At 42.6% G+C, this 12,291-nt stretch carries 16 protein-coding genes; all 16 read right to left on the bottom strand.

Annotated elements, in window-relative coordinates; all coding sequences use genetic code 11:
- Positions 1–38 precede the first annotated feature (38 nt).
- The 16 genes from tsaD to ACZ42E_RS08720 all read right to left on the bottom strand — a co-directional run bounded on the left by tsaD (position 39) and on the right by ACZ42E_RS08720 (position 12,212).
- Positions 39–1,058, bottom strand: coding sequence for a tRNA (adenosine(37)-N6)-threonylcarbamoyltransferase complex transferase subunit TsaD (gene tsaD / locus ACZ42E_RS08645; RefSeq protein ID WP_464893517.1), 1,020 nt, complete (start codon positions 1,056–1,058; stop codon positions 39–41).
- 99 nt (positions 1,059–1,157) lie between these two features.
- Positions 1,158–1,616, bottom strand: coding sequence for a ribosomal protein S18-alanine N-acetyltransferase (gene rimI / locus ACZ42E_RS08650; RefSeq protein WP_464891931.1), 459 nt, complete (start codon positions 1,614–1,616; stop codon positions 1,158–1,160).
- Complete coding sequence (tsaB, locus tag ACZ42E_RS08655; RefSeq protein ID WP_464891932.1) at positions 1,617–2,327, bottom strand: tRNA (adenosine(37)-N6)-threonylcarbamoyltransferase complex dimerization subunit type 1 TsaB; 711 nt, start codon at positions 2,325–2,327, stop codon at positions 1,617–1,619.
- On the bottom strand, positions 2,317–2,796 hold the full coding sequence (gene tsaE / locus ACZ42E_RS08660) for a tRNA (adenosine(37)-N6)-threonylcarbamoyltransferase complex ATPase subunit type 1 TsaE (RefSeq protein WP_464891933.1): 480 nt from the start codon (positions 2,794–2,796) through the stop codon (positions 2,317–2,319). Before tsaE ends, tsaB begins: the two co-directional genes overlap by 11 nt.
- Positions 2,797–2,820: 24 nt before the next feature.
- Positions 2,821–3,507 (bottom strand): uracil-DNA glycosylase, encoded by a 687-nt coding sequence (locus tag ACZ42E_RS08665; RefSeq protein WP_464891934.1) that lies wholly within the window; start codon positions 3,505–3,507, stop codon positions 2,821–2,823.
- Between the two features lie 149 nt (positions 3,508–3,656).
- Positions 3,657–5,036, bottom strand: coding sequence for a glycosyl hydrolase family 18 protein (locus ACZ42E_RS08670; RefSeq protein ID WP_464891935.1), 1,380 nt, complete (start codon positions 5,034–5,036; stop codon positions 3,657–3,659).
- 99 nt (positions 5,037–5,135) lie between these two features.
- Positions 5,136–5,327 (bottom strand): hypothetical protein, encoded by a 192-nt coding sequence (locus ACZ42E_RS08675; RefSeq protein ID WP_464891936.1) that lies wholly within the window; start codon positions 5,325–5,327, stop codon positions 5,136–5,138.
- Entirely contained in the window at positions 5,320–6,465 is a 1,146-nt protein-coding gene (locus ACZ42E_RS08680) for an amidohydrolase (protein WP_464891937.1), read from the bottom strand. The genes ACZ42E_RS08675 and ACZ42E_RS08680 overlap by 8 nt, the downstream gene beginning before the upstream one ends.
- Before the next feature lie 96 nt (positions 6,466–6,561).
- Positions 6,562–7,257 (bottom strand): gamma-glutamyl-gamma-aminobutyrate hydrolase family protein, encoded by a 696-nt coding sequence (locus ACZ42E_RS08685; protein WP_464891938.1) that lies wholly within the window; start codon positions 7,255–7,257, stop codon positions 6,562–6,564.
- 126 nt (positions 7,258–7,383) lie between these two features.
- Positions 7,384–7,734 carry a type II toxin-antitoxin system PemK/MazF family toxin gene (locus ACZ42E_RS08690; RefSeq protein ID WP_464891939.1) on the bottom strand — a complete coding sequence of 117 codons (351 nt, stop codon included), beginning with the start codon at positions 7,732–7,734 and terminating at the stop codon, positions 7,384–7,386.
- Between the two features lie 5 nt (positions 7,735–7,739).
- Positions 7,740–8,009, bottom strand: coding sequence for a CopG family ribbon-helix-helix protein (locus ACZ42E_RS08695; protein WP_464891940.1), 270 nt, complete (start codon positions 8,007–8,009; stop codon positions 7,740–7,742).
- A gap of 95 nt (positions 8,010–8,104) precedes the next feature.
- Positions 8,105–9,229, bottom strand: a complete 1,125-nt coding sequence (gene alr, locus ACZ42E_RS08700) for an alanine racemase (protein WP_464891941.1) — start codon at positions 9,227–9,229, stop codon at positions 8,105–8,107.
- Positions 9,222–9,698: a CBS domain-containing protein gene (locus tag ACZ42E_RS08705; RefSeq protein WP_464891942.1), complete on the bottom strand. Its 477-nt coding sequence runs from the start codon at positions 9,696–9,698 to the stop codon at positions 9,222–9,224. The genes alr and ACZ42E_RS08705 overlap by 8 nt, the downstream gene beginning before the upstream one ends.
- Before the next feature lie 13 nt (positions 9,699–9,711).
- Positions 9,712–11,271: an NAD(P)H-hydrate dehydratase gene (locus ACZ42E_RS08710; protein WP_464891943.1), complete on the bottom strand. Its 1,560-nt coding sequence runs from the start codon at positions 11,269–11,271 to the stop codon at positions 9,712–9,714.
- Positions 11,268–11,642 (bottom strand): holo-ACP synthase, encoded by a 375-nt coding sequence (gene acpS / locus ACZ42E_RS08715; protein ID WP_464891944.1) that lies wholly within the window; start codon positions 11,640–11,642, stop codon positions 11,268–11,270. Before acpS ends, ACZ42E_RS08710 begins: the two co-directional genes overlap by 4 nt.
- A gap of 99 nt (positions 11,643–11,741) precedes the next feature.
- Entirely contained in the window at positions 11,742–12,212 is a 471-nt protein-coding gene (locus ACZ42E_RS08720; RefSeq protein ID WP_464891945.1) for a chemotaxis protein CheW, read from the bottom strand.
- Between the last annotated feature and the right edge of the window lie 79 nt (positions 12,213–12,291).

Consider the following 12,291-nt stretch of genomic DNA (forward strand, 5'->3'; position numbering starts at 1 on the left):
TTATCAACAGACTTATACACATTATCCACAGCTTTTCTTCACAAAACAGTCATGGAAGCATAAGCATTCAGGTTAAGGGGAGCAAACTGCTGTTTGACAAACTTATAATAAGCACTGCCTGCTATCATAGCTGCATTATCTGTGCACAGCTTTAAAGAAGGATAATAAAGCTCAACTCCTAATCTATCAGCTTCCATTTTTGCTGCCCTTCTGAGTTCGCTGTTGGCAGCTACCCCTCCCGCCAGAAGAATACTTCTGGCTCTATATTTTTCAGCAGCACGAGCCGTTTTAACTGCCAGTACCTCAACTAAAGCAGCCTGGAATTCTGCTGCCATATCGTAAACATTTTCTTCTCCCTGTCTCTTAAGCCTGGTCCACAAATTCATAGCTGCTGTCTTAAGCCCGCTGAAACTGAAGTCGAAATCTTCCCGGTCCAAAAAAACCCGGGGCAGCTGATAGCGTCCTTTTATTCCCTGTTCTGCCGCCTTCTGAACTGCTGGCCCTCCAGGATAGCCTAATCCCAGAAAACGAGCCACCTTGTCAAAAGCTTCTCCTGCCGCATCATCCAGCGTCTCCCCAATAACCTCATACTTCTCCATATCCTGCATAAAAAGAAGGCTGGTATGTCCCCCGGAAACCACCAGGCAAACAAGAGGGAACTCTATATCGTCATGTTCCAGAAAATTAGCATAAATATGCCCGTAAAGGTGGTTTACATCTATAAGTGGTTTATTGAGGGCATAAGCAAATGATTTGGCGAATGAAACCCCTACCAGAAGAGCGCCAATAAGCCCTGGCCGGTTGGTAACCGCCACAGCGTCAATATCTTCGTAACCTATGCCTGCTTCTTTAAAAGCAGTATCAACCACCATAGCTATATTCTCAATATGCTTGCGGGAAGCTACCTCAGGCACTACCCCGCCAAACTGCTGGTGAACCTTTATCTGAGAGTTCACCACATTCGACATTATCTCTTTGCCGTTTTTCACAATCGAAGCCGCTGTTTCATCACATGATGTTTCAATCCCTAAAATCTTTATATCCTGCACTCTTTTCACCCTCAGTTCCACAAAATTTATCCCCAGTTTTATGAGTTTATCCACAAAAATCTGTGGATAAAAAGTGAATTCTGTTGAAAAGTGTCATTAATTTCGTCCTTAAAAAAGCAGCTTGGTCATTACAATAGCATCTTCTCCATTATCAGAATAATAGCCCTTGCGGATACCGGTTTCCACAAAGCCCATGCTCTGATAAAGCCTGCGGGCTACCTCATTGGAAGGCCTAACCTCCAGTATTATGCGCAGGACATTCTTCTCCCGCGCTATCCTTTCCAGTTCCTCAAGAAGCCTTCTTCCCATCCCCCGGCCGCGAAAATTTTTATCTACGGCAATATTAGTTATATGCGCTTCTTCAAATACTATCCACATGCCGCCATAGCCGACTACTTCACCTTCAAAATCACAAACCAGATATACGGCGAAATTGTTTTTTAGCTCATGCCGGTAAGCTTCCCGGGACCAGGGGACCGGGAAGGACTCATTTTCAATACGCACTACTTCATCCAGATCCCTTTCTGTCATTTTCCTTATAATAAAAGGAATGCTTTTTGCTTCCATTTAGAGCTCTCCTCTTCCCAAACGGTATTCAGCCTCTGAAAGCCTTAAATAAACTGGTGTCAACGTAAACACATCGGCAAACTCCCCTCGTTCTGCCCTGGCCAGAACTATTTTACCCATAGCAGCTGAGCGGGGATACATCAGATGTTCCGGAGGCAGGATCAGGTTTTCCCCCAAAACCTCCTGCCAGTATTCAGCATAAGGATGATAGCCATCGCCCAGCATCACCACATGTTTTTTAAAAAGGCTTTCTTTTTTCTCGTTTATTTTTAAAGCCAATTCTTCTATTCCCCATGCCTTTTCATCCACTACCTTCTGCACGGTCCCATACCTGAAAGCATAAATTGCACTGTAAACCTCATTTTTGCGCGCATCAAGAACAGGCACCGCAAGTATATCTTCACAGGGCAAAACATTAGCTGCCAGCATATCCAGGGTAGATACCCCAACCAGCGGCTTTCCGGTTGCTAAACTTAAACCTTTTGCAGCTGCCATTCCTATTCTGAGTCCGGTAAACGAACCTGGCCCGGCTGTAACACCAATCACATCAATATTATTAAGAGTACATTCGCAAACTTTAAGGGCACGATCAATCATGGGCAACAAGGTTTCGGAATGGGTTTTTTTATAATGACAAAATTCCTCATATAAAACCTTATCCCCATTTAAAATAGCTACCCCGGCTACCGGAGTAGCGCTGTCAATTGCCAAAAGCAGCAATCCCCTTCAACTCCTTAATCTTTTGTTCATATTTTTTACCTTTAGCGACAATACTTACTATCCTTCCCTTATCATAATCATTATCCAGAATATCTATATTTACAAAAAGGGCTTCTTCCGGCAAAAAGCCTGAATGGAGCTTGGGCCACTCAACAAGGGATATCCCTTCCTTTTCCACATAGTCATCCAGGCCCAAATCCTGCAAATCTGCATCCTTGTCCAGTCGGTAAAAGTCAAAGTGAAAAATCGGCACTGATCCCTCATAAATATTCATAAGGGTAAAGGTTGGACTGGTAACCTTGCCCCTATATCCCAATCCCCGTGCTATGCCTCTTACCAGGGTAGTTTTGCCGGCTCCCAGTTCCCCGATTAAATAGACTATATCCCCTCTTTCAAGCATCTTAGCCAGCTTTTCCCCCAATTTTTCCATATCTTCAGCACCTGTAACCACCAGTTCCATTTACTCACCTCATTAAATACCCATTTATTTAAGTTTATTGAACTGATCCCGTATAAGCTTGAAGTCTTCCCAGCAGGGACGCTTATAAGACTCATTGCGAAGAAGCGCTGCTGGATGAAAAGTAGGCATTATCATTATTCCCTGCCTGCTAAACCATTTTCCCCTTATCTGGGTGATGCGGGCTTTAGGGCTTATAATCACCTGACTGGCTAGAGACCCTAAACAGACTATAATATCTGGTTTTATTATCCTTATCTGGGCTTCCAGATAACCCCGGCAAATATTTACTTCATCCGGGTTAGGCAGCCTGTTTCCGGGAGGACGGCATTTTACCACATTGGTAATATAAGCTTCTTCTCGCGGGATTTCCGCCGCCTTAAGTATCCTGTCCAAAAGCTGTCCTGCTCGTCCTACAAAAGGCCTTCCCTGTTCATCCTCATCCTGGCCTGGACCTTCGCCAACAAACATAATACGGCTGTTATGAGGTCCTTCTCCAAATACCACCTGTTTACAGCCTGACCTTAAACGGCAGCCCTGGCAATTAACCGCTATCTTTTTAAGTTCATCCAGATCATTGATATGAGGATAAGCCTCTTCTATTTTAACTCCTGCCAGAAAAGGCAAGGTTACTTCTTCCCGGCTTACATCTTTTACCTCTTCCTTTTCCAATTCTGGAAATAACCCTTCAAAAAGATCAGGCTGCCTTTCCACAATATCCCCTCCCTAAAGTATAACCTTTTCTCCTCCTTAAATTACCTTTTTGAAAGGCAAAATTTAACCGCCTTCAAAAAGGCGGCCTGCTTTACACATTAATTATATATTATAAATCACAATATTTGACGAAATTTTTAATTTTCTCTTTACTCCCTTAAAATCTCGTATAAATCTGCAAAACCGTTTCCTATCCGCCAGAAGGAAATCCCCCCCAACCCATAATCCTTCGCTACCTTAAGCTTTTCCCCCAGGCTCATTTTATTTTCCAGCCAGATGGTATGCTTATTTCCATATTCATCATAATATATATAATACGGACTCATGCTTGAGCTGTCGAAATACTCATTAAGCTTATATTTGCTCTTCAGGCTGTTAAGTTTGGTTAAAGTAACCGTAGTTGCCTTTCCTCCAGCGGAAGACCAATCATAACCATAAGTAGGCACTCCCAGGAGCACCTTTGCGGGATCGATACGTGCCGACATATAGGCTGCCACTTGTCTTACCCACCATAAAGGAGCAACTGGCCCCGGAGATGAGGTAGAATAACTGTAATCATAAGCCATAACTACCACATAGTCCGCTATTTTCCCTATATTTTCATATTCATAAGCTACCGGCCATTTTTCTTTGCCAGTACGGGCAAAAACCGCTGCTGAAAGGGTAACATCACTGCCCAGCGCATTTTTCAGTTCCCGCAAAAAAGTGGTAAAATAAGGCCCATCAGCAGGATCTATAAACTCAAAGTCAATATTTACGCCATTATACCCATCCCTTTTTACTACATAAACAATATTATCAATAAGCCTTTTTCGGTTCTGGCTGCTGGTCAAAAGCTCATGCAGCGGATCTTTTACCATTAAAGCCACACTCGCATGGGTTCTTATTCCGCGTTCCCGGGCAAATTTTAAAATCTCCCCGTAATCATCCCGGTACTCATAATTAAGGTCCCCTTTGCCATTAGTTATAAACCAGCGGAAAGCCACATCCGTAAAAAGGTCAGCATTCTGCTTTAATTCATCAAATGCCCGGTAATAATAATAAGCAAATACAATTTTTCTAGCCCCTGCATCACCAAAATTTACGGCAACCTCTCGCTTTTTCCCATCCCAGGCCACTTTGGCTCCCAAAGTTTCAACTAAAAATCTTAAAGGTATATAAGTCCGATTTTTATAAATATAGGGAGGTGCGTCAAAATAACAAACCTTGCCGTCCACCAGAGCATTAAGGCTGCCTATGTAAAATTCTATGTACCTTCCCTGACAGTTAATGGCTATCTTGCGCGCACTTCCATCCCAAAAAACTTCCCCCTTTAATGAAGGATGTTCAACTACAAAGCGCACCGGCACCATAACGCGGTTATTTACCAGCTGGGGTTCAGTTTCAAAGGTGCACAGCTGTCCGTCAATTTTTATGTTAATACTGGCTGCCTGGGAAGGATAAACAAAAATGGCAAATAAAATGCAGAATATAAGCCCCGTTGCTGCTAATTTTTTAGTCAAGTCTATTTCACCTCTTAAAAACATCATTTTTTTACAAAATTCGCATAAAACCCCTCCGTTCCTTTATGTAAATAATGCCAAATTAAAAGGCTCCCCGCTCAGAGGGAGCCTTAAATATAGCACTCTTTAATTCAAATATTTTTTATGGGGGAAAATAGCCTCAAAATCTGCTGCTGGAATATGCACCAGATTATCCTGGTTTACTACCGCCAGAATAACCATTTCCTCACCGCTGTATTCTTCCTTATAAAAGCCCAATACACAAACGGTAAGGATATTGCCATCAATATATACGGTAAAAATATCTCCCTTATTCAAGATTATCCCCCCATAAAAGCCCATCAACCAGGACATATCTTACTTTTGAGCGGAATTCCAGCGGATGTCCATCAAAAATAACTATATCTGCCCTTTTGCCAGGAGTGATAGAGCCCAGTTCACCATCACATTTCAGTATTCTGGCCGGATTCAGGGTTAATGCTTTAAGAGCCTTTTCTTCATGCAAGCCTTCCCTTACCGCTAAAGCCGCACAAACTCGCAAATGTTCAACCGGGATTACCGGATGGTCAGTTACAAAAGCAAAATTTACTCCTGCCTTATCCAGAAGGTAAGCACTCCGGAAGGAAACCTCCTTCATCTCCACTTTAGCCCGGTTAACAAGAAGTGGCCCCAAAAATACCGGTACATCCCTTTTTACAAGTTCGTCAGCTATCATAAAAGCTTCGGTCCCATGCTGAATTACCAGGTCAAAACCGAACTCATCCTTTATTCGCAAAGCCGTTAAAATATCATCTGCCCGATGGGCATGCAAAAATAGCGGCATCTCTTTTCTTAAAACCTTAAAAAGCGGCAAAAGCCTGAACTCCTCTTCAGGTGGCAAATCCTTTTTATCCATTTTCTTTAAGGCAGTATAAAAAGCCTGCCTTAAGAGGCTGGCATTGGCCATCCGGGTTTTGGGGGATTTCTTTTCTGCTGCATATACCCTTTTAGGATTTTCACCCAAAGCTGCTTTTACCGCCAGAGGATTTTTATAAACCATTTCGGTCATGCTGCAGGCCAGGTTTTTTAAAAAAACTGCCTGCCCGCCTATGATATTGGCACTCCCCGGCATACTTACCGTTCTGGTTACTCCACCTTTTAAAGCATCAGCAAAAGCCAGGTCTGCAAAATTAACCCCGTCAACTGCCTGCAGCTGGGGGCTTACCGGGTCACTTACTTCGTTCACATCATCCCCTTCTACCCGGTATATCTCTTCTTCCAGCCCGATATGGGTATGAGCATCAATAAACCCCGGCGTTACAAAACATCCTTTAGCATCAATAACTTCATATTCCGGCCCTATTTCTATATCCGTGCCTACTTCTTTAATAAAACCGTCCTCAATAATTATAGTACCGTTTTCTATTAACCCTTCCCTGTCCATGGTAAGTATCCTGCCGTTTTTTATGGCCAGCATAGAATTGTTTTCCCCTTTCCTCTCCCTTATTATCTTATGAATCAGGAAGCTTATATGTTCAAATACCTATCCGCATGGATTTAATATATTATAATACTAACAGCTATACTGAAGACAAGCATTTATGAAAGACCTAAATAAGTAAAAAGAGTATTTATCTTCCATGCATTCCGGATGCCACTGCACACCTACAACAAAAGGATGATTCCTGCTTTCAACTGCTTCAATCGTCCCATCAGATGATCTGGCGGTCACCTTCATATTTAATCCAGGTTTATATACCGCCTGATGGTGAAAACTGTTCACCCTTATCCTGTCTTCTCCCAGTATCCTGTACAAGATGCTGTTTTTGGCTATAAATACATCATGAAAAGGGTGATTTTCCGGGGCATTCTGTTCGTGAGACAAAGAAGTAGAAATATCCTGGATAAGGCTTCCCCCATCAGCTACATTCAAAACTTGACATCCCCGGCATATACCCAGAACCGGTTTAACCCCTCCCAAAACCTTCGTAGCCAGCATCATCTCAAACTTGTCCCGCAGGGGGTTTATTTTTCTTACTGCCGGCGACGGTTCCTCCCCCCAGTAAAAAGGGTCTATATCCCCTCCTCCTGTAAAAATAAAGCCCTGGCATATACTAAGGTAGCTATTTACTATTACTTCATCAACAACAGGAGGCAAAATAATCCCATTCCCCCCTGCCTTTAATACCGCATCAATATAATATTTCCTGACTCCGGTAAAATTTTCATCTTCTATAAAATTTCCTGTTATACCAATAATCGGCCGCAAAAAATCCCCTCCCACCTGTAAGTTAATTATACATATGCATATAACCACCCCGGTTAGAAAAACATTATTATCTAAACAAAAAATTATCCCGGCCTTTTAAGACCGGGAATCCTTTTTATGTATGATTTATAATTCGGTTAAACCCAGGCTTATAAGTAAAGCCTCATCGACTTTTTTCATCGTTTCTTCATTCAATACAGCAATACGCTGTTTCAGCCTGGTTTTATCAATCGTCCTTATCTGTTCTGCCAGTATAACTGAATCTTTTTCCAAACCATAAGTTTCCGCTTTTAACTCAACATGGGTAGGAAGCTTTGCTTTATTTATTTGTGAGGTTATGGCCAGTATAATCGTGGTAGGACTATACTGGTTGCCAATATCATTTTGCACAACCAAAACCGGCCTTATTCCGCCCTGTTCTGATCCTATAACCGGATTTAGCTGAGCAAAATAAATTTCACCTCGTTTTATCATCAAGTATATCACTCCAACAATTTTTCTAGGCTATTTTTCACACTCACATCTTCCACTCCCACATCTTCACAGGCTATGCGCAGATTTATTTCTGCCATTTCCATATATCCCTTTTTCATCTGTTCTCTCATTAAAATTCTTTTACGCTCCCCCAGATAAAACTTTATAGCATCCCTTATTATTTCACTGCGCGTTTTAGAATCAGCAAGCATTATATTATCAACCTCGGAAAGTAGGTTTTCCGGAACTGTAATTATTATCCTCTTTGAGGCTGGCAAGACGAGCACCTCCAAAATAACCAAACATATAAACCGATATAAACATTATATATAAAATAGAAAGGTGCTCGCAAATCCAATAATTTCTTCTTCCTTTAACCATCAATGTACACCCGGGGAACCCGGGGTCCTATGCAGGATACCACCTCATAATTTATCGTCCCTATGATAGAAGCCAAATCATCAGCAGTTATTCCATCCTCCTCACGTCCAAAGAGAATAACCTCATCTCCTTCCTTTACCCCTTCTACTTCTGATACATCAAACATGCACTGATCCATACATACTGTCCCAATTAAAGGGACCTTAACCCCTCTTACCATCGCCCACACCTTGTTGGATAAAAGCCGGCTGTATCCATCGGCATATCCTATAGGAACAGTTGCCACCTTGGTCGGTTTAGTACAGCAGTAAGTCCTGCCATAGCTTACCGTATATCCAGGCGGCAATTCTTTTAGAAAGCTTATCCTGCTCTTTAAACGCATTACCGGGATAACTTTCAGCTTATCATGGTTTACCTGTCTTGAGGGATAAAGCCCGTATAAAATTATGCCTGCCCTAACCATATCAAAACGAGCTTCCGGTATGTCAATAAGAGCGGCACTGTTAGAACAATGCCTTAAAGGAATTTTTATCCCCCTGTTTTCAATTTCGGCTACAAATTGATTAAACCTGGCCAGCTGTTCATAGACGAAAGTCTTATCTTCAGCATCCGCAGTAGCAAAATGGGTAAATATGCCCTCTATAAATATTGCAGGAAGATTGGCTATTTTTTCTATTATCTCAATGCTGCTGTCATCCGGCAAAAAACCTAATCTTCCCATACCGGTATCAATCTTAAGATGTATCCGGGCTTTTTCCCCTCTCTTAACTGCTGCTTCCGACAGGGCTTTGGCCGCCTGCCAGTTAAAAATCGTGCTCGTTATGCCATTTTCTACTACTATGTCGGCATAGCAGGGAGGAACAAACCCCAGAATAAGCAGCGGAGTTTTTACATTCTCCCTGCGCAGTGATAAAGCTTCATCCAGGCTGGCTACCCCAAAATATTCAACCTTTTCCTCCAGACAAACCTTGCATACTTCCAGCATCCCATGCCCATAAGCATTAGCCTTCACTACTGCCATTATTTTGGCCTTGCCTGCTGCTTCCCTGATTTTGCGAATATTGTGCCTTAAAGCTCCTAAATCTATTTCTGCCCAGGTAGGCCTTTTATTATCCATCTTTTCTTACCAGCGATTTTAAAATGTCGTTCCGGGTAATAATTCCGGTTATAGCTCCATCTTTGGTAACCGGCACCCGGTTCACCTTTTCTGCCTGCATAATGCGGGCTACTTCCTTAACCGGAGTATCCTCGTCTACCGTAATCACCCGGGCAGTCATTACCTCTTTCACCTGGGAAGCAAAATATTTTCTTATATGGTTATTAAATTTTATGGGGTTTTCTAAAAAAATAATACTGTCAAATAAAGTAATATAAAAAGGCACCTTAAGCTCAGACGCTTTAACCATCAAATCTTTTTCAGTAACTATGCCCAGTATTTTCCCTTCCTCATCTACTACCGGAAGCCCGCTTACTTTGTTATCCACCATAATCCTGGCAGCTTCTTCCACTGTTGTATCCGGCTTAACCGTAATAACTTCTCTTGTCATTATGTCCTTGGCCAGCATATTTTTAACCCCTCTTTTCACTTAATTATTATCTTTAGTACTGGCTATTTTCCATTTCCTTTAAAACCTCCGGCAACCACTCCACCAGGTCAAGAGCTATAAGCCCTCTTTCCCCTTTAGAGTCAGAAGCCAGATCGCCTGCCCTTCCGTGGACGTATACCCCGGCTACTGCTGCCATCTGGGGATTAAGACCCTGGGCAATAAAACCGGCAATAATGCCGCATAACACGTCTCCACTGCCTGCAGTTGCCATACCTGGATTTCCGGTCAAATTTATATAGGTATCTCCGCCTGGAGTTGCCACCACGGTTTTATTGCCTTTCAAAACTAAAGTTACATTCCATTCCATCGCAAATCTGCGTGCTATATTAAGTCTGTCAGACTGTACCTCTTTTGTGCTCTTTTTCAAAAGCCTTGCCATCTCCCCGGGATGAGGAGTCAAAACCACGGGTACCTGCCGGTTCTCCAAAATACTTAAATCTTCCGCCAGGGCATTAATGCCATCAGCATCTATTACCAGAGGCACCCCTGATTTTTCAAGTATAAAATTCATTATGGCCTTAGCCTCTGTATAGCGGGACATGCCACAGCCTACCGCGCAAACAGACACTGCCCCCAAAAGATTTTCTATAGCCGGCAGTGCCTCCAGGGCAATAGCTGCCTTCCCGGTTTCCGCCAGGGGAAAAGTCATAATTTCCGGCCGGGAAGCTGCCACTACAGGAAGCAAGGATTCAGGAACTGCAGCGGTAACCAGCCCAGCTCCAGCACGCAGAGCAGCATAAGAAGCCATGCTTACCGCCCCGGTCATCCCCAGGGAACCTCCTACTACCAGCACATGTCCATAAGTTCCCTTATGGGTTTCCCGTTTTCTCCTTTTTATATATGGCCTTATCAGTTCTGGCATAATAAGATTATTTTTTAAAGTCTCCTGCTTAAGCAAAAAACGGGGTATAGATATATCAGCCACCGTAAGCTGTCCTGTAAAAACTGCTCCCGGTTCTAAAATATGGCCCAGTTTGGGTGCTGCAAAAGTAACGGTATGGGTCGCTTTTACCGCTATGTTATGTACCCTGCCTGTATCAGCCTCTACTCCTGACGGTATATCTACTGCCACTACCGGCACTTCCCTCTTATTAATTATATTTACTACCCCGGCTTCAAATTCGCTTAAACTTCCCCTAAATCCTATTCCATATATGCTGTCAACTACTATTTCAGCCTCCCTGATTTTTTCGGCAAATTCGCCCATATGTTCCGGTTCATGCAGAGGATAAATGTCTCCTTTTATTTTTTGCAGAATTTCATAATTTATCCTCGTATCAGGAGTAAGCTCATCTGCTCTGCCCATAAGAAAAACTGCAACTTTTGCGCCACCATTCATAAGCTGCCTGGCTATTACCAGCCCATCTCCTCCATTATTCCCTTTTCCCGCGACTACCACCACTTTTTTATCCACTATATCTCCCAGTATTTCATTTATAACTTCCACGGTTCTTATCCCGGCATTTTCCATCAAGACAATGCCAGGTATCCCATATTCCTCAATAGCTGTCTTATCAATAATCCTCATTTCTTCCGCTTTCAATATCTTCACTCTATCCCTCCTTCTGCTATGACAGCCGCCACTGCCTGATTTCTGGAATGGGACAAGCTGAGGGATATAGTTTCTATCCCTGCCTTCTCCTTAAAAAGCAAAGCATTTCCATATAATACGATCTCAGGCCTTCCATCTTTCCTGTTTCTCACTTCTACTTCCTGAAACTTTATCCCTTTAGCAAAACAGGGATGTACTTTGCGCAATGCTTCTTTGGCTGCAAACCTGGCCGCCAGGGACGGGTAAGGATTTTTTTTGCCAAAACAATAAGCAATCTCCTGGGGAGTAAAAACCCGCTTTAAAAAGCGCGGAGTCCGGTTAACCACCTCTCTTATACGCTCTATATCCACAATATCTATACCTATCAACATATTAACCCACCCTGTAAATTATTATATATGCATTATAACCCAAAAATAATAGCCCTGGAAACTTTATCCCTCCAGGGCTGTTTATGCCAACAATAAAATCTATTCCTTTACCTCTGCCAGCTCTTTTTTTTCATGCTCAGTAAGTATCTTATCCATATCCAGAAGTATCAAAAGCCTATCCCCTAATTTACCTACCCCTTTCAAATATTCAGCGGTAATTCCGCCCATAACTGCAGGAGGAGGTTCAATACTGCTTACCGGCAGCCGCAGCACTTCACTTACCTCATCCACAATTATGCCTACTGTCTGTCCTTCCACCTCTACCACTACACTGCGGGTTTCCCCTGTAATTTCTGAAGCTCCCATATTAAATCTTTTTTTCAAATCAATAATAGGTATAATCTTGCCCCGCAGATTTATGATGCCTTCTACAAAATCAGGAGTTTGCGGCAATTTAGTGGGGGTAGTCATAGGTATGATTTCCTGCACTTTCGTTATCGGTACCCCATATTCGCAGGTAACATCACCCTGTTTTAGAGTAAATACAACCAGCTGTATTTCATCAGCCATCTTCTAACCCTCCTCATCCTGCCTTAAACCAGGCTACTTTAAAAATTCTCCCTTAATTTATAATATACATTATATTTAA

The organism is Thermosyntropha tengcongensis, from assembly GCF_055381335.1.